The sequence below is a fragment of the Paenibacillus apis genome, from assembly GCF_018333295.1.
GTDB lineage: Bacteria > Bacillota > Bacilli > Paenibacillales > Paenibacillaceae > Fontibacillus > Fontibacillus antibioticophila.
In genome coordinates this window covers 222,934-241,080 of sequence record NZ_BORS01000001.1, presented here as the reverse complement: position 1 = coordinate 241,080, position 18,147 = coordinate 222,934, and the positions used below count along the sequence as shown (strand labels likewise).

Annotated in this window: 11 protein-coding genes; 1 reads left to right on the top strand and 10 read right to left on the bottom strand. The window is 48.5% G+C overall.

What is annotated here, in order from left to right; all coding sequences use genetic code 11:
• The 5 genes from KI362_RS00975 to yicI all read right to left on the bottom strand — a co-directional run bounded on the left by KI362_RS00975 (nucleotide 1) and on the right by yicI (nucleotide 8,203).
• A complete protein-coding gene (locus KI362_RS00975) occupies nucleotides 1-1,737 on the bottom strand; it encodes an ABC transporter substrate-binding protein (RefSeq protein ID WP_301624200.1) in 1,737 nt (578 codons plus the stop codon).
• A 190-nt stretch (nucleotides 1,738-1,927) separates the two neighbouring features.
• Nucleotides 1,928-2,830 carry a carbohydrate ABC transporter permease gene (locus KI362_RS00970; RefSeq protein ID WP_301624198.1) on the bottom strand — a complete coding sequence of 301 codons (903 nt, stop codon included), beginning with the start codon at nucleotides 2,828-2,830 and terminating at the stop codon, nucleotides 1,928-1,930.
• A gap of 13 nt (nucleotides 2,831-2,843) precedes the next feature.
• Entirely contained in the window at nucleotides 2,844-3,824 is a 981-nt protein-coding gene (locus tag KI362_RS00965) for an ABC transporter permease (RefSeq protein ID WP_044479434.1), read from the bottom strand.
• Between the two features lie 92 nt (nucleotides 3,825-3,916).
• A complete protein-coding gene (locus tag KI362_RS00960; RefSeq protein ID WP_301624197.1) occupies nucleotides 3,917-5,713 on the bottom strand; it encodes a sensor histidine kinase in 1,797 nt (598 codons plus the stop codon).
• Nucleotides 5,714-5,881: 168 nt separating this feature from the next.
• The gene (gene yicI, locus KI362_RS00955; RefSeq protein ID WP_301624195.1) at nucleotides 5,882-8,203 is read right to left on the bottom strand and encodes an alpha-xylosidase; all 2,322 of its coding nucleotides are present in this window, start codon (nucleotides 8,201-8,203) and stop codon (nucleotides 5,882-5,884) included.
• A 140-nt stretch (nucleotides 8,204-8,343) separates the two neighbouring features.
• Here yicI and KI362_RS00950 point away from each other — a divergent pair, with 140 nt between their 5' ends.
• On the top strand, nucleotides 8,344-9,246 hold the full coding sequence (locus tag KI362_RS00950; RefSeq protein WP_301624193.1) for a helix-turn-helix transcriptional regulator: 903 nt from the start codon (nucleotides 8,344-8,346) through the stop codon (nucleotides 9,244-9,246).
• Between the two features lie 98 nt (nucleotides 9,247-9,344).
• Here the strand turns inward: KI362_RS00950 and KI362_RS00945 are convergent, their stop codons facing one another.
• The 5 genes from KI362_RS00945 to KI362_RS00925 all read right to left on the bottom strand — a co-directional run bounded on the left by KI362_RS00945 (nucleotide 9,345) and on the right by KI362_RS00925 (nucleotide 18,090).
• On the bottom strand, nucleotides 9,345-12,149 hold the full coding sequence (locus KI362_RS00945) for a glycoside hydrolase family 3 protein (RefSeq protein ID WP_301624191.1): 2,805 nt from the start codon (nucleotides 12,147-12,149) through the stop codon (nucleotides 9,345-9,347).
• Between the two features lie 403 nt (nucleotides 12,150-12,552).
• Nucleotides 12,553-14,094, bottom strand: a complete 1,542-nt coding sequence (locus tag KI362_RS00940) for a response regulator transcription factor (RefSeq protein ID WP_301624189.1) — start codon at nucleotides 14,092-14,094, stop codon at nucleotides 12,553-12,555.
• Between the two features lie 1,260 nt (nucleotides 14,095-15,354).
• Nucleotides 15,355-16,323 carry a glycoside hydrolase family 43 protein gene (locus KI362_RS00935; protein ID WP_301624187.1) on the bottom strand — a complete coding sequence of 323 codons (969 nt, stop codon included), beginning with the start codon at nucleotides 16,321-16,323 and terminating at the stop codon, nucleotides 15,355-15,357.
• Between the two features lie 37 nt (nucleotides 16,324-16,360).
• Nucleotides 16,361-17,194, bottom strand: coding sequence for a carbohydrate ABC transporter permease (locus tag KI362_RS00930; protein ID WP_212938268.1), 834 nt, complete (start codon nucleotides 17,192-17,194; stop codon nucleotides 16,361-16,363).
• Nucleotides 17,194-18,090 carry a carbohydrate ABC transporter permease gene (locus KI362_RS00925; protein ID WP_301624184.1) on the bottom strand — a complete coding sequence of 299 codons (897 nt, stop codon included), beginning with the start codon at nucleotides 18,088-18,090 and terminating at the stop codon, nucleotides 17,194-17,196. The genes KI362_RS00930 and KI362_RS00925 overlap by 1 nt, the downstream gene beginning before the upstream one ends.
• Nucleotides 18,091-18,147 lie beyond the last annotated feature (57 nt).

Genomic DNA, 18,147 nt, shown 5'->3' with positions numbered 1-18,147 from the left:
TTATTGTACATCCTTACCTGTGAAGAGCGATACTCTCTTCTTCACAAGCGCTGTATATTCCGCTTCCATTTCTTTAGCGCCGGCTTTATCCAACTCGGCAAGGAAGTCGTCAAAGACCTTGTCGAATTGGTCTGGCTTAGCCAATACGGCTTCCGGAATCCGTTTGCGGATAATGTCTTGTGTCTTTTGGTAGATTACTTGATAATCGCCATCGGTTGGAACCGGCATGTTGTACAGAGCGCCCCATTCCTTCGGCTCGAAATCGCTTTCTTGCGGGAACAGATCCTTCCAGGTTGTGGCGCCGTAAGCAGCCAAGGTTTCTTTTTCAGCTTCCGTATAGCCCGCAACGATTTGTTCAGGGAAGTTCGTCGTGTAGTAATTGCCTGATGGATCCTTCACACCGTCGCCATAATGAACCGTCATTGCTGGGTACAAGCTGATGCCTGATTCTTTATTAAAGTTGTTGGCATCGTTCACTTTTCTATCCTGAATTTCTTGCGGAACTACGCGAACGCCATTCTCAACATTGTAATGCTTGCCTTCAATACCCCAGTTCATCAGCACTTGACCTTCATCAGATGCGAGCCAATCCAGGAATTTGATCAGTCGCACCGGATCTTTACAAGCCGTCGTAATCGCGATACCGGAGCCATCGAGACCAGCAGACTGGAAGGAATGGTCTACATAATCTTCATTCAGTGTAACCGGGAAGTGAGCGTAAGTGTACTCATCCTTGCCTGCTGCCTTCAGAGCGTTCTCGCCGTCCTGGTATTCCCATTCCTGACTGATCAGGCCAAGCACGCGGCCGCTGGCAATTTTCGCTTTGTATTGGTCGTCTTTTTGTACGAAGGTTTCCTTGTCAAGCAGTCCTTCATTGTACATATGGTTCAACCAGCGGAAGTATTCTTTTTCCTCAGGACGCTTGTAATGCAATTGCGCTTCATAGGTCTCAGGGTTTACATAGTATTCGCCATCATCCGGAGCGCCGGTTGTCAGGAAGGCAGGGTTTGTTACGGTGATCATGATCTTCCAGTCATCGGCATTCAATGTAAGAGGAATCGTAGGTTGTCCATCGGTCTCAGGATATTTTTCCTTGTACTTTCTGAGAATGTCCTCGAAATCCTTCACTGTGCGAATTTCAGGGTAGCCGAATTCCTTCAGGACTCGCTGCTGAATTTCAAAACCGCCGCTTGCATCAAAGGATTGTTGATCAACGCCCATATTCGTAGTAATTTGATAAATCGAAGGGTCCTCATTACTGTATCTCATACGATTCATATTATCGCCCAATATTTTCTTGATGTTAGGCGCATGTTCTTCAATCAGATCCGTCATATCCATGATGAGTCCGGCATCCACAAGCTTCGACAAGCTGCCCTTAGCAAAAATAAAGTCAGGCACATCGCCGCTAGCCGTCATAAGCGCGATTTTTTGTTCGCCGCCGCCGCTGCCTACATCGTATTCAGCTTGAATCGTAACGCCGGTTTTTTCAGTGATGACTTTACCTACTTCATCCTGCATATTGTTCCAGTTCGGACTCGCGTCCGCACCGAAGAAGGTGAAGGTAATCGGGCTGGTGTCTTCCGCCGCGTTTTGCGAATTTTCCGCATTATTGCCAGTGTTGCCTGTGCTGCCTGTGTTGCTTGAAGCGTTGTTGCCGGAGTTGCCGCAACCGCCGATAAGCAACGTAGTGGCCAGCAAGAGAGCTGCAAAGGTTTTTGGAGTTTTCCACTTCATGTCTACTTTCCCCCTGATTCATTATTTTTGATGCATATCGTATATCAGGCATGGCCTGTTTATACCGTGGTTTATCTGCACGCCTTGTCAAGTAAGGGCTTACATAGCAGATTTAAAAAAAGGGTGCACTGATCTCCTTCCGGTTCCGCAGAGCTTGATTGACGCTCTGCGGAGTAAGGGAAGCAAAGACTTAGGCCTTAACTGCACCCAAGGTCATACCCGATACAAAGTATCTTTGAAGGAACGGGTACACCAGAAGGATCGGTAATGTGACAACAATTGTAATCGCCATCTTGATCGATTCAGGTGAGACCTGAGCCATCAGGTTCGCCATATCATTGGCGTTAACCATCCCGGAACCCTGGTTGGTGCTGGCGAGCACTTTCATCAATTCGTACTGCAATGTCGTCAGATGAGGTTTGTTTCCGTTATACAGATAGGTGTCAAACCAGGAGTTCCATTGTCCTACCGCCAGGAATAGCGCGATCGTTGCCAATACCGGTTTGCAGAGCGGCAGGATGACCCTATAGTAAATCGTGAAATCATTCGCACCGTCCAGCTTCGCTGATTCCTGCAAAGCGTAAGGCAACCCATCGATAAAGGACCGGATAATGAATACGTTAAACGCACTTACGATACCCGGTAATACATAGATCCAGAAGGTGCCAATCAGATCCAGTTGACGCATCAGCATGTAGCCTGGAACCAGACCGCCCGAGAAATACATCGTCAGAGCCAGAAAGGTCGATACGAACTTACGGGAACGGAAGTCGGGACGGCTGAGTGTATAAGCCAGCATTGAGGAGCTGATCAGCCCGAATATTGTACCGACAATTGTTCTTAGCACGGATATTTTAAAGCCCTGGATCAGGCCCGTGTAATTAAAGATCGTCTTGTAGTTCTCCAGAGTGAACTCGCGAGGCCACAGATAAATTCCGCCCCGTACGGTATCCGTCGAATCGTTCAAAGAAATCGCAAGCACGTTCAGGAACGGATACAAAGTGACGATTAGGATAACAGTCATTAAAATGACGTTAATGAGATCAAACACTTTTTCTGATCTTGTAGCGTTAAATGCTTTTGAAGCCGCCATTTTGTCCCCTCCTTTACATGATGCTTTCCTTGGTCGTTTTCTTCATGATGCCGTTTGCCGTGAGCAGCAATATAACACTTACGACAGAGGTGAACATACTGATAGCCGTACCATAGGAGAACCGGCTTATTTTTATCCCATAGTTCAAGGCATAAAGATCCAATACCTCGGAATAATCCAACACGAGCGAATTTTGAAGCTGGAACTGCTTCTCGAAGCCGATCCCGATCAAATGCCCGATCGACATAATCAGCAATACCGAGATCGTTGTCCGAATGCCCGGAAGGGTAATATTCCAGATTTGACGCAGTCGTCCGGCACCGTCCACGCGGGCCGCTTCATACAATTCCTTGTCGATCCCGGTGATCGCCGCCAGATAAATGATGGCATTCCAGCCGGTTTCCTTCCATATATCAGCACCGGTTACAATCCCCCAGAACCATTTCCCCTGTGCCATGAACTGTATCGGTTCATTGATTACGCCAATTGTGAGCAGCAGCTCATTCACAATCCCGCCGTCGACCGACAGCATCTTGGTGATGATCCCGCCTACGACAACCCAGGACACGAAGTGAGGGAGATAGGATACGGTTTGTACCGTTCTTTTAAAGATCGTCCCCTTCAGCTCGTTCAGAAATACAGCGAAGAAGATCGGTACTACAAATCCGAAGACCAGTCCCATAAGACTCATCGCCAGGGTATTTCTTAATACAAGATAGAACCGTTCATCCTGGAACAGGTCTATAAATTGCTTGAATCCGACCCATTCTTGTTCGCCAAATGACCTGGACGGTTTGTAATTTTGGAAGGCCATCGTCCAGCCCCAAATCGGTAAATAGTTAAATACAAAACACCAGATTACAAATGGCAAGGACATGAGGTAAAGATACTTTTGTTGGACGAGAATCTGCCAGAAACCTTTCTTCCGCTTTTTTGGCGGAGAAGGGGTTACGCTTAAGAAATTAGATTCGTTCTTGGCTGACAGCGTTTCCATGTGTCCAATCCCCCCTTCTTTTTATAGTTTAATCTTAGATAAAAAAAGCGTTTTCAAATACCCGATAGATTGATGCAAAAACCATGTAAAAATTAGAGATTCAATGGTAGTGTGAAAATAATTAGCGTGCCTTCTCCATATCTGCTTTCAATATTCAGCCCATGTTCCTCTCCGTAAGTAAGCACCAACCGCTGATAGACGTTCCGCAATCCGATGTGGTTTTTCTCCGATTCCTCCGAGGCCATGATAGACTCCTTTACTTCTTCAAGACGTTCAGGCGTCATTCCCATTCCGTTGTCCTTGATGCTGACTTCGAGCATTTCTTCCAGCCTCCGAATGCTGACCGTTACCTTTACACCGTCCACCTTGTCTTCAACCCCATGAACGACTGCATTCTCCACGAGAGGTTGAATAATTAACGGAGGAACCCGAAAATCCATGACCGAGTCATCCACTTCAATTTCATATTGGAGGCGATCCTCATAACGAAATTTCTGAATATCCAGATAGGAGCGAACCATCTCCAGTTCTTCCTTCAGCGGGGCCTTTTCCCGGCCAATCTCCAAGTTTTTGCGCATAAGGCGTCCAAGCAGACGCACAACATTCGCAATCTCCTTTTCCCCTTTCATATGGGCATTCATCCGAATCGATTCAAGCGCATTAAAAAGAAAATGCGGATTAATCTGGCTCGCCATCATCTTTAGCTTGATCTCACGCTGAGCCAGCTCCAATGCGGTAAATTGCTCGTTCTTCTCCACCACCTGATCCATCAGCAAGCGGATGCTTTCCACCATATAATTGAACTGCCGCGACAATTGTCCGATTTCATCATTGCCGTCAATCACGGACGTAACATGCAGATCCCCTAGCGCAAGACGATTGAAATGCCGGCTAAGCCGCAACAGTCGATTGGTCGTAAGCAGGGATACGATATACACAAAAAGCAGGGCGATCAGCAGAACCAACAAGATAATAAGCAGCCCGATGTAACTGACCTTGTTCGCATCCTCTACAATAGATTCCGTGTTAAATACAGATATGATTTTCAACCCGCTCATACTGAGCTCCGTTAGTAGTTCATCCACGATAATATAAGAGGGCTCCCCCTTGACCTGAAGCTTGTACGTTCCTTTTTCCTGTTCTTTCAGATCCATACCATAATCTAGATTTTCCAGAGTTTGACCGACATAGCCTGGATTTTTCGCAGCGACAACATATCCTCTTTCATCAGCAATCAATGTCTCGAAGGGTTCCTGCAGCAACATGCTGTCAAGCTCTTTCTGGTCAAGCGATACGACAATGACGCCGCTTGTCATCCGGTCGGGAAAAGGAAGCTGGCGAACCAAGCTCAATGTATTGAGGGGGAACTCTTCCGGGTCATTAAAATAAAGCCACCTTACACTTTTGTTGCGCATAGCTTCCTGATACCATTCCCTTTCCGAGATCGGTTCATCTACAGGAATCAGCTCCATGTTGTTGATCAAGGTTGGGTTCTCATAGTACAAACGCACCCCTGCAATTTCTCGGTGAACTCTTTTATATTGACTGAGCCCCCCATATTGTCTGAAGCCATTGTAGTTAATATATTCCTTCGTCAACTCAAGCACGCTGTCATAACGCGTCGTTGCCAGCCGCTCCAGTTCCTTATCCAGTATCAGTGAGTCGGAAACGTCCATCGGAATCCGCAGCATATTGCCAAGTCTGGTTTTGATCTTCTCTACGTTGTTGGTCGCCTGTTCGATTGCCCTGCTCATCGCCTGCTCCCGGAAATACCCAACTACACTCCCGCCCACAATCATCACAGGAATCATGACAACCACAAGATAGGTAACGATCAGTTTGTGTTTTAGCTTAAGATTATTGATAAGCAACGCGGCCTTTTTTAGCATGGCATATTCTCCTTTTGGCTTCCCGTCTTGAAACCGGTCTCATTTTTATATCGCAAAAAGGCCGAATATCCCCTTCATTTTGAAAGGGGATATCAGGCCAAAGAGCAACATAACATGATTCGTTATTTAAACCTTTAATGAATTCTGGAACAAGAAGCAATTTCGAGCCTATTTCAATGTAAATTCTACGGTTGTTTTTCCGCTAAAGCCTGTAACAGCCAACAAGCCGGATTCTGTCAATTCCGCACCTTGAGCAGATACAGCTTCACCCATGCCATGGAGCGACAGTGTAAAGGCTTTACCTGCACCCTCCGCTTGTACGGAGATGGTCTTGCCGTTCCGCACCGCCGTGACGGTCAGTTCTGCTTCCCCCTTCATATTGCGTACGGTGCGCGAGACGGATACGCCTTCTTCCAGCTGATACAATCTCAGGTTAACTCCATCAGCAAAATCGTAATCCGGACGCAGATCATTGGCGCCAATCGGAAGAATGCTGTTTGGACGAACGAACAATGGCAAGCTCATGAAATCGTAGGTCTCTTTATGCCATTTGCCGCCTTCAACCACTTTACCGGAGAGCAGGTGAGTCCATGCTCCTTCCGGCAGGTAGTAAGAAACCTCACCATCTTCACTGAATACCGGAGCAACCAGCAGGGAGTCCCCCAGCATGTATTGACGATCCAGTGTTTCTGCTGCAGGGTCGTTCGGGAATTCCAGGAACATTGCCCTCATCGTTGGAACTCCTTTTTCCGTTGCATAGACAGCCGTGTCGAACAGATACGGCATCAGGCTGGATTTCAGCTTCGTGAAGAAGCGGGTTACATCAACGGCTTCCTCGTCGTATGCCCAAGGCACCCGATAGGAGCTGCTTCCATGCAGCCGGCTGTGGCTGGAAAGAAGACCAAAGGCCAGCCAGCGTTTGAATACGTGAACCGGTGCCGTATTCTCAAAGCCGCCGATATCATGACTCCAGAAGCCGAAGCCTGATAATCCGAGCGACAAGCCTCCGCGCAGGCTTTCAGCCATCGACTCATAATCCGCGTAGCAGTCGCCGCCCCAGTGAACCGGGAATTTCTGTCCGCCGACGGTGGCCGAACGAGCGAACAATGCCGCTTCATTCTTGCCCAGCTTCTCTTCCAGGACATCGAATACTACCTTATTGTACAGATACGTATAGTAATTGTGCATCTTCACTGGATCAGAACCGTCGTGGTATACGACATCGGTCGGAATCCGCTCGCCAAAGTCTGTCTTGAAGCTGTCGACTCCCATGTCCACAAGCTCCCGAAGATAGCCGGCAAACCATTCGCATGCCTCGGGATTCGTGAAATCAACCAAAGCCATGCCAGGCTGCCAAAGGTTCCATTGCCATACGTCTCCATTTGGCTTCTTCACCAGATATCCGCGTTCCTTGCCTTCCTTGAACAAGCGCGAACGCTGCCCGATATACGGATTGATCCAGACGCAGATCTTCAGCCCTTTATCCTTCAACCGTTTCAGCATGCCTACCGGATCCGGGAATACGCGCTCATCCCACTTGAAATCCGTCCAATGGAACTCTTTCATCCAGAAGCAGTCAAAGTGGAATACGTGCAGCGGCAAATCGCGTTCAGCCATGCCATCCACAAAGGAATTTACAGTAGCTTCATCATAATTCGTCGTAAACGAAGTGGTCAGCCACAATCCGAATGACCATGCCGGAGGCAGCGCCGGCTTGCCGGTCAAGGCAGTGTATTTATTCAACACTTCCTTCGGCTCCGGACCATCAATGATGAAGTACTCCAGCACCTCGCCTGTCACGCTGAACTGAACCTTTTTCACCTTTTCAGAAGCGACTTCAAAGGATACGCCGCCCGGATCATTGACAAATACGCCGTAACCCTTGTTCGTGATGTAAAACGGAATGTTCTTATAAGCTTGCTCAGAGCTGGTCCCGCCATCCTTGTTCCAAATGTCAACGATTTGGCCGTTCTTCACAAAGGAGGTGAAGCGCTCGCCCAAGCCGTATACCCATTCTCCTACACTAAGATCCAGCTCCTCACGCATGAACGTCGTACCGGTCGCCGTTTCGGTAATATGTGCCATCGATTTGAAGCCGCTGCCTGTAATGCGCTGCGAGCCACGATAGAAGTTAACTGACCATTGATCTCCCTTGGAAATGCGTACGCTAAGATCGCCGCTCTTAAGCTCCGCATACTCCTCAGTCTCGGTAATCACGGCGTGATCTCCGCTCTTCGTCAGTTCAAAATTAGGTCCATGATCCACGGTTCCATCAAAATGAACCAGCTTGACGCCGATAACCCCCGGCAGCGGGGAATGGAAAGAAATCGTAAGCAGCGTTGAATTGATCATATCCCCACGACCGCGCAATGGCGCCGTTGACGCAGAGGCCGTCAAGGTGTGTCCTTCGTTTATAAAATCGTAGGCTTGAACTGCTGTCGACAAAGAATATCCATCTCGAATCAACCAGTTGCCGTCTGTAAATTTCATGGTTTATAAGCCACCCTTCGTATCGCTTGTATTAGTACCGCAATTTAGTTTACAATTGCATTATACTGATTAAAAAACAACGAAACTAGCAAAATACAACGATTACTTAACACAATTTTGATGAAAGGAATGTTTTTCTAATGGATCAGGCAATGCGCAGCTCCTTGAAGGAGAGCAAAATGCACGGAAATGAGTATCTGCCCCTTGGCACGTACTGGTATCAGTATGGACCCGGTGAGCATGTGATCGATTGCCATTGGCATGAAGAAGCTGAGTTCTTCTACTGTCTGCAAGGCGAGACCATGTTCCAGGTGGATACCGATTATTTTCTCGTTCGCGCCGGAGAAGCCGTCTTTATCGACGGGGGTGATATCCATGCGGCCCATGCCCACGGAGAGCAGGGATGCAGCTTCTTTTCGCTCGTGTTCGATACCCAGCTGCTGGCGAGCGCCCATTATGATGCTGTCCAGGAGAACCTTATTCTCCCTCTTCAGGAGAAAAAGGCGACCTTTCCCCGTCATATTCAACCGCATCATCCCGGAATGAATGTGCTGCTGGAGCAGATCCATGCCATCATGCAATGCTGCAACGATAAGGCGCTTGGTTATGAAGGCGCTGTCAAAGGACATTTGTATCTCATGATTGCAGGAATGACGGCATCTGGCCAAGCTTGCAACCGCCAAGCAGGCAGCCGGAGCGATTCCTTCAAAATTGCGCGTTTGAAAACAGTGATTCATTATATCCAGGAGAATTTCAGTCATCCGATCAGACTCGCTGAGCTTGCCGCCTTAATACCTATGAGCGAAGGACAATTTTGCCGTTTCTTTAAGTCCATGACCCGCCAGACGCCAATGGATTACATTAATGCTTACCGGATCCGTCAGGCAGCCGAGATGCTGCGCAACCCGGATCGGAAAATATCGGACGTAGCCCTTGAAGCCGGCTACGACAATATCAGTTATTTCATTCGTGTATTCAGAAAAGCAATGAACTGCTCCCCTTCCGAATTCCGCAAACGATTGCTGGAGCAGATCGAAGCATGAGCCGCAGGAGCTTGAACCTGCTCCTGCGGTGCTTGACTTTCTGCCTCTTTGCTGTTTGCTGTTCTGCTGTTCTGCTTGTTCTGCCTGTTCTGCCGTATTTAGCTCAGCTTGAACCAGCTTATCCGGATCTCCCCCTGAAGCTTCAAATAGACATCATGTCGTCCGCTAATAGGATTGAATTCAGCAGTTACTGTAGTCCAGGCCTGGCTGCCTCCGGTTGGAATGACTTTCAGCTCAGAAGCGGCCTGCCCATCCGGTTGATCCAGCACGATCTGAATACCGCCGCCTTTGATTCCTCCGGATACTCTTGCCTCAAAGGAGGAAGCACCCGCTCCCAGCTCCACATCCCGGAACAGAATCCATCCCTGTTCTTTGGACAAAGCAACACTTTCCCCGCCCTCACGGCACTCGTCAATATATACCTGCTCGTAATCATCATAGTTAACCGCACGTGTCGGCTGCTGCAGCGAACGAGGCGGGATCACCTCGCCATCGACTCTGAGCACGGTATCCGCTTGAATGGAGCCTGCCGAGCTTCCGATCATAATCGTGTAGTTGCCTTGCTCTACCACATATTTATCCCGGGTTACATCCCACATGGCCAGCTCGGATGCCGGAAGCTTAAAGTCCAGCCTCTTCGCTTCTCCTGCCTCAAGATGGATTCGTCTAAATCCGGCAAGTGTCTTAATCGGCCGTGTAACACGAGATTGGTCTGCTCTGACATAGAGCTGAACAACCTCCTCTCCCGCCGTACCGCCGATATTGCGGACCAGAACAGAGACGGTTGCTGTCTCTTCTGCTCCCATGTTCTCCTTATCGAGGCTCAATTCTTCATAGGCAAACTTCGTATAACTCAACCCGTGTCCGAAGGGATACAGTACGTCTCCATCAAAATATTGGTAAGTCCGCTTGCCCTTGATAATATCGTAATCCATTAAATCAGCCAGTTGATCTGTTGATTTATACCAGGTCATATTGAGCCGTCCCGCCGGATTGTATTGTCCGAAAAGCACGTCACCGACAGCCCGTCCGAGCTCCTGCGCAGAATGGGAGGTATACAGAATCGCCGGCACATGCTCTTGCTCCCAGTTCACAGCAAACGGATAGCTGCCAACGATAACGACAACGGTATTCGGGTTAGCCTCATGGACCGCTTTGATTAAGGCTTGCTGATCAGCAGGCAGCACGATATCCGGCCGGTCGATGGTTTCTTTTCCATTGATAAAAGGACTGTTGCCCACAAAAATCACCGCACGCTCGGAAGCCATCGCTGCACGAACAGCTTCGGCAATGCCATCCTCAACGCGCTCGATCAGGAATTTTGCTCCGTCCGCACCAGGCTCAGAGGAGACTGCCAATTGGGCTCCGTCCAGAATAATCGGCTTCCCTTCCCAGGATTTGAGGACGAAGCAGCCATTCTCCGCAGGTTCAAGCCGGAAGGATTCCTTAACAAACCAGCCGCGCGCCTCCTCGGCCGTGACCTGCAGTCCCTTTTCCCCTTCGGTAATATACTTGCCCGTAGTTACAGCACGAAAAGTAGTATTCCCCCAACCCCAGTCATTACGCTCAAAGGTCTCGGCGGATTCGGCTGCCTGACCATCGGCAACGAGCATAGCTGCTTCTCCATTCATAATGCGAATATACGAGCCGCTCTCTGCCTCGCGGATTCTCACCTTATCCAGCCCCGTATGGAAATGGGCCTTGCTCTTCTCAGACAGCTTCTCCTGAATGCCTTGAAGGGGGGTGATCCGGTAAGGCGGAGTGCCGCTGTACCAATCCGTGTAGGCTTCATTCGCAAGCGGCCCCAACACAGCGATAGACTCCAGATCCTGATGCAGCGGAAGAATTCCGTTGTTCTTGAGGAGAACCACTGATTTCTGTGCTGCCTTGCGCGACAAATCCGCATGCTCCGGTGCGCACAGCTTGGATTCCGGAACATGTCCGTAAGGATTCCGGTCAATCGGATCAAATTCTCCCAGGCGGAAGCGCACACGGAAGGTATTGCGCAGGGCATGATCCAGATCGCTCTCCTCCAGCAATCCCTGCTCCAAGGCATCCCGGAGCGCGCGGAATGAAATGTCTTGCTCGTCCGTAATGCTGTCGATTCCTGCTTTGACAGATCCAGCCACGGCCTCGGCGTAGGATTGGACATATCCATGATCCATTACAGTCCCCAGCACGTCTCCGGCATCTCCGACGACGAATCCATCCATGCCCCATTCTTTTTTCACAATCTCGTTCACTTCACGATTCAGGTTGCACGGCGTACCGTTCACCCCGTTGTAAGCTGTCATCATCGACCCGGCCTTCCCCTCACGAAATGCAGGTTCGAAAGCCTTCAAATAATATTCCCGTTTATTCCGCGGATCAATACTGACCGAAGCGCTGCCGCGATCTATTTCATTATTATTTCCATAAAAATGCTTCAAGGTCGCGACCGTCTTGTAATAAAAAGGATGATCTCCCTGCATTCCCTTTACAAGCTCCGTTGAAAGACGTCCCGTCAAATACGGATCTTCTCCATAGGCCTCCTCGGTGCGCCCCCAACGCGGATCCCGCTCCATATCGACGGTTGGCGCCCAAACGGTCAGTCCGTTCACAGCAGGGTCCCTTTGATAATAAACCCGGGCCTCCTCGGAAATGACCGATCCAATTTCACGCATCAGTTCGGGATCCCAGGTACAGGCAAGTCCAATATTTTGAGGGAACACCGTTGCTTCACCCAGCCAGGCAACGCCGTGGGCCCCCTCTGTGCCGTGCTTGTATTTTTTGACTCCTAATCGCGGGATCTCGGATTGGTATTGGCACATTAATTCGATTTTTTCATCCAGAGTAAATCTGGAGATCAGATCATTAACCCGTTCTTCCAAAGGAAGATCAACATTTTGAAATGGGAAATTCATGTAATAAACCCCGTTTCTATCTTGTTTTTTGAAAGCGCTATTATAACTCTTCGCAATTATCATAACTTGATTCGCAAGGGCTTTAATACTCAAGAAATTTGCACTCTTTTCATATGAAAATCAGTAGAACTAAAAAGAAGAGGGCCGAGTAGTACGGCCCCTTTTTCTAATCTATATAAGATGAACTATATAAGTTGAACTGGAAAAGTACACAGAAGGGCATAAGTGAGAAGTGTTCTGAAGAAGCGATAGCGTTCGCCTTTGTGAGCGGATTTCCACCCTTTTATGGCTTAGTACAGTCAAAGAAATCCGTGAACAACAGCGATCGTAAGAACACTTCACACGTTGCCCCAGGTGTACAATCTTTAGTTCAGCTTATATAGATTAGTTCGGCTTATATAGGCTAACTATTTGATGTTTTCCGGTAAGCAGAAGGGGAGGTCCCCACATATTTCCGGAACTTGCTATGGAAGTAATCGACATTGGTATAGCCCACTCGTTCGGCAACCTGGTAAACCTTCAACCCTTCCTCCAATAAGCTCTTGGCCTTCTCAATCCGCACCTTATCCAGGTACGTGTTAAAGTATTCGCCTGTCTCATTTTTAAACAGCTTGCCCAGGTATGCGCTATTGTAGTTCAAGATGCCCGATAAGGTTTCCAGCTTGAGGTTCTCATTAAAATTACGATGGATCAGTTCCAGCATCATCTTGACTTCCTGATGCTTACTGCATGCTTTCGAGCCAAGCTCGTTCATCATTTGCTTAAGGAATTGCTGTGCCTTTTCATAGAGCTCTCCCAATGTCCACGCCTTATAAATATCAGACAAGTATTCCGAAAACTCCCTGTTCCGCTGCTGAAGCTCCGGGGACTGCTTGATCCCTCTTCCCAGCAGTGCCGTCAGCATCTCGGCAAAGTGAAGCTTGATCTGCTCCTCCGTAAGTCCTTGGGAGATGTAACAAGTCCCTTTTTGTTCAATGAGCTGCTTCACCAGCTCATGGTTTCCAATCTCGACAGCGTAATAGATTTGTTCATCCAACTCATGAACCGAAACGCCTCCATCGTGCGTCTGCTCTACAAGCAGTTCCTCTGTCAGCAACTTATCATTGCCTAAAAAGAAATGGTTCTTGTTCAGTCTGTTGGCCACGCCATAGGAATAGGCAACCTCCTCGATCTTGCACACCTTCGGACCAAGAGCTAGCGAAAAATCGATGCCCAATCCTTCAACGACATGTCGAATATTCGAATATAGTTCAGACCATTCCACCGGAAGAATCGGATCATTCAACAAAACACCGATTTGCGAATGATGGGAAAATACATACCCCCGCCCTTTCGCTTCCAGCAACCGGGTCATCGTATTTCTGACTGCAGCAAGCTTTTCTCCATAATCCTCCTCATCAAGAACCGTTGATAGCAACAGCACCTGATAGGACCTCCAGGCTAGTCCGAGCTCTTCTGCCCGGCTCCAAAGCAGCTCCGGATCACCCGGATGCTCCATCAAAAGCGAAATGATAAAAGACTCTCTGCCCCATTCTCTTGTTGTAAGTCTCCATTGTTCCGCTTGACTCGCTTGATCAATCTGGGACTTGATCGTATCCAAGTAACCAATCAGTTCATCTTCATCAACCGGCTTAAGCAAGTAACCGTCAGCACGCTGCTGTATTGCCTTCTTCGCATATTCAAAATCGGCATAGCCGCTCAAAATCAAGATGTGCAGGGAGGGGTCCAATTCCCGAAGACGACCGATTAATTGCAGCCCATCCATCCCCGGCATGCGAATATCAGCGATAACCAGTCCTGGTCTGAGCTGTTGGTACTTCTCCAATGCTTCGTTGCCGTTAGACGCTGTATCTACCACACAGTACCCATGAGCTTCCCAATCAATAAACGAGCGAAGACCCTCACGGAGCTTTGGTTCGTCATCGACAATCAGCACTTGAATCATCGCTGTTCTCCTTTCCGCCGAAGTAGACTCGGCAGCCCAGTTTTATGTAAATTATGCTCTTTTTTTGAGGAATAGATCCTATGATTAGTATAGCGTTTACATCCTCTGTTACTTTCAATTATAACTTTTATCAAAATTACAACAAACATAATTCTGTTAAAATGTTGCACAATATTGCGTTTGGCATTGCGCTCGTCCCCATGCAAACGCCGTATAAAATCTAAACATAAAGCAGGCACGCTAGAGAGGCAACGTGTGAAGGGTGCTTACGATCGCTGTTGCTCGCGGATTTCTCTGATTGAACTAAATCTTCACAGGGAAGAATCCGCTCACAAAGGCGAACGCTCACGCTCTATGCTTCCGAAGTAGCTTTCTTACAGAAAGCTTTTACCTTCACACTTATGCCCTAGCCACTTAGCCTTTACAGTTTTGCTACAAGGCAGTTGGCACATGGCTGCTCCGATCCTTCATGCCTGCTTCATCCGCTGCGTACCTGCTGCGTGCGTTGGAGCGTCGTTGCCCCTCCTCGTGCCACAGCTTTGCTCCTAGCATCAGATGAAATGGAATCAAAGCCTACCAGCCTCAGCGGTTAGTATCCTTCTTGGGTAATATCCTCCTGGGTTACATCTTCCTTCGGCTACTTCCTTCTTCGGTTACTTCCTTCTTCGGTTACTTCCTTCTTCGACTACATCTTCCTTTGGTTTTCTAACGGACATTTTGGATCGTTAGCAGGCCTTTTCAGACTATTTTGATCGCTAACGGACATTTTCGCCACTTAGAACACCCGATCATCCCACTTTCCTCTAGATCTACTCGCTAAGTGTACAAAATGTCCGTTACACTTCCATCGTCATCAAAAGTTAGCTCTAAGAAGACGTAATGTCCGTAAGAATCAGGTGAAAAGGTGAAAGAGACTCAACCGGAACAGTGTGCATGTCCCTTTGATCCTCGAAGTTGGAACTTTGGGGCTTTGGGCTTTGGGCTTTGGGGCTTTGGGGCTTGGGGGCTTGGAACTTCGGAGCTTTGGAGCTTCTGGCCTTGGAGCCTCGGTCCTCGGAGTCCTGGAGCCTTTCGGCCTCAGGGCCTCAGAGCCCTGGAGCTTTCGGGCTGAAGTTGCCTCCCGTGACAAATTTTCACCGCCTCCGCCTGAGTAATTGCCCTGCCAGGTCGGGCGCACACCACCAATTGCCCATTCTGGGCGCACCACCACCGAAAAAGGACCGCCCGGTTCCCCGGACGGTCCTTTTGAAACCCGTTCACTTACTTCATCTCGCTATGATCCTTTATCGGCACCCCGAAATCCGGTGTCCCGTCTTCCTTCCACCCAAACAATTGGGCACGAGTGTGCCGGTTCGGATCGTAGAGCGGGTCCCCGACAATCTCCTTGTAGTTCCGGGCATGGTAGACAAGAACATCCCTTCCGTCCTCCGAGACCGTAAAGCTGTTATGCCCCGGGCCATACTGGCCTGTCTCCTCATTGGTCTGAAATACCGGAACCGGCGACTTTGTCCACGACGCAGGGTCCAGCAAGTCCGCATCTTCATCCGCGGCAAGCAGGCCCATGCAGTAGTTGAAGTCCGTCGCACTCGCTGAATAAGCGATGAAGATACGTCCATTTCGTTTCAATACGGCAGCGCCCTCATTAACGAGAAAGCCGATCTTCTCCCAATCATACTCCGGCGTAGAGATCATGGATTGCTCGCCCGCCAGCGTCCACGGATTGCTCATTTTGGAAATGTATAAGTTGGAATTTCCTTCGATCTCAGGATCCTTTTGCGCCCAGACATAGTATAGCTCTTCCCGGTGTTCAAACACAGTCGCATCAAGAGCAAAGGACTCCCAACGGGTATGCACCTGCCCCTTCTCGATCCACGTCCCCTCTAGCGGATTCTCCGCCTCCGTCTCCAGCACATACATCCGGTGATCGAACAAGCCTTCCTGCGTCTCCGTCGTTCTGGCGGCCGCAAAATAAATGTACCATTTGCCTTGAAGGTAATGGATCTCCGGTGCCCAAATGTTGGCGCTAAGCGGACCGGAATCATATTTATGCCACACCGCCTTGGGTGCCGCGCCTTGCAGTCCCTGAATCGTGGCGGACCGGCGCAATTCGATCCTGTCGTATTCCGGAACCGATGCCGTGAAGTAGTAATATCCGTCTGTATGCTTATAGATCCATGGATCCGCTCGCTGCAGAACAATGGGGTTTTTGTATTCTCTCTTTGTATTCATATCGGTTTCTCCTTTATCCTTTTTATTCCTATTTCTACTAACCCTTCACCGCTCCTGCCGTCATTCCGTCAATGAAGTACTTCTGGAAGGCCATAAACAGAACAAAGATCGGAATGATTGAGAAAAATGAACCCACGATGAGCAGATCATAATTGTTCCCATACGGTGTAAGCAGCGTCTTCAAGCCGATTGGCAGCGTATATTTATTGGAATCGCTAAGCACCATAAACGGCCACAAGAAGTTGTTCCAGCTATTCATGCCGTTCAAAATAGCCATGGCGGCGAATGAAGGCTTCATGATCGGCAAAATCAGCCGCATGTATATGCCGTACTCCGACGCTCCGTCTACACGGCCGGCGGCAATAATCTCCCTTGGAATTCCGCTGAGGTATTGCCGGAAGAAAAAGATCGTGGCGGCTCCGGCTATGCCCGGCAGAACAATTGCAGAATACGTATTCATAAGCCCAAGATCGTTCGTGAGTTTGTACAAGGGCAGCAGCAATATTTCGAAGGGAACCATCATGATGAGCAGCACGCAGATAAACAGAAAGTTCTTTCCTCTAAATTCATAGGCCGAAAACCCGTATGCCACGGCGGCGCTAACAAATAAGGTAAGCACAACCTGAACGATCGTTAAAAAAACCGAATTGAAGAACCATGTAAAGTAAGAATGACTGCCGGTAAATAGAAAAACATAATTATTCAGACTCATTCGGCTTAGGTCGAAGCTTAAGTTCAGACCATTTCTTACGAGGTCTCCCCCGGGCTTGAAGGAAGCCAAGGCAACCGCATAGAACGGAATCAGTACCAGGATGCAAAGGATAGCGAAAAATAGAAAGAGGACCGCTTTGAACGCAACGTCTTTTCTCATCAGTTCTCCTCCTTTTTAAAGAGGCCGCTGAACGCCAATTGCGTCAAATTAATGATCATCGTAACGGCAAGCAGAACAATGCCCACCGCTGCCGCATAGCCCAGATTGTTCTTCTCAATCCCCTGGCGGTACAAGTATCCGACGATCGTAAGACCAATATTTTTGGGAGAATTATTTCCGTTCCACAACATCATACTCTCAATAAACATCGCTAAACCGGCGTAAATACTGATCGTAAGCACATAAATGGTCGTTGGCTTAAGCAAGGGCATGGTGATTTTTGTGAACTGCTGAACCTTGGAGGCACCGTCGATGGCCGCCGCTTCATAATAATCATCCTGAATATTCTTCAGCCCGGATAAGAAATACAGCATATTAACTCCTGTCCAGCGCCAGGTAGCAAGCACCAGAAGCGCAATGTAACCCGTAACCTGGCCTTTTAGGAATTTAACCGGATCCAACCCGAAAAAGCCAAGGACACTGTTAATCAGCGAGGTATCCATTTCACCAAACATAAGCCGGAAAATCGTACCTGCGACGACAACAGAGGTTAAAGCGGGAAAGAAGAAGGAGGATTTGAAAAACTCTCTTCCCCACATGAATTTACTGTTAATCAACACCGCAAACAGCATTGGAAAAGGAATTAGAATGAGCAAGGTAAGCACCATATAAATAACGCTATTAGTTACCGCCTTGAAAAAAACTCCGTCCGTTATCAGCTTGGAATAATTGTCAAAACCAACCCATGCGGCTTCCTGGCCAAGCGTCAGCTTCTGGAAGCTCATGGAGAATGAACTCGCCAACGGATACACCCAGAAAATCAAAAAGACAGCGATAAAAGGAAGTACGAACACATAAGGAGCAACCTTTTGCGAGTACAGGAACCTTTTAATCATCGTCCTCTCCTCCCTTTTAAAGAGAGCTGCTCCGGTTAGAGCAGCTCTCAAGTCTTA

Excerpts from the sequence above, each read along its gene's own strand:
- KI362_RS00925 (WP_301624184.1), bottom strand. The coding sequence starts at position 18,090 with ATGATTAAAAGGTTCCTGTACTCGCAAAAGGTTGCTCCTTATGTGTTC.
- KI362_RS00935 (WP_301624187.1), bottom strand. The coding sequence starts at position 16,323 with ATGAATACAAAGAGAGAATACAAAAACCCCATTGTTCTGCAGCGAGCG.
- yicI (WP_301624195.1), bottom strand. The coding sequence starts at position 8,203 with ATGAAATTTACAGACGGCAACTGGTTGATTCGAGATGGATATTCTTTG.
- KI362_RS00970 (WP_301624198.1), bottom strand. The coding sequence starts at position 2,830 with ATGGCGGCTTCAAAAGCATTTAACGCTACAAGATCAGAAAAAGTGTTT.
- KI362_RS00940 (WP_301624189.1), bottom strand. The coding sequence starts at position 14,094 with ATGATTCAAGTGCTGATTGTCGATGACGAACCAAAGCTCCGTGAGGGT.
- KI362_RS00945 (WP_301624191.1), bottom strand. The coding sequence starts at position 12,149 with ATGAATTTCCCATTTCAAAATGTTGATCTTCCTTTGGAAGAACGGGTT.
- KI362_RS00960 (WP_301624197.1), bottom strand. The coding sequence starts at position 5,713 with ATGCTAAAAAAGGCCGCGTTGCTTATCAATAATCTTAAGCTAAAACAC.
- KI362_RS00975 (WP_301624200.1), bottom strand. The coding sequence starts at position 1,737 with ATGAAGTGGAAAACTCCAAAAACCTTTGCAGCTCTCTTGCTGGCCACT.
- KI362_RS00965 (WP_044479434.1), bottom strand. The coding sequence starts at position 3,824 with ATGGAAACGCTGTCAGCCAAGAACGAATCTAATTTCTTAAGCGTAACC.
- KI362_RS00930 (WP_212938268.1), bottom strand. The coding sequence starts at position 17,194 with ATGAGAAAAGACGTTGCGTTCAAAGCGGTCCTCTTTCTATTTTTCGCT.
- KI362_RS00950 (WP_301624193.1), top strand. The coding sequence starts at position 8,344 with ATGGATCAGGCAATGCGCAGCTCCTTGAAGGAGAGCAAAATGCACGGA.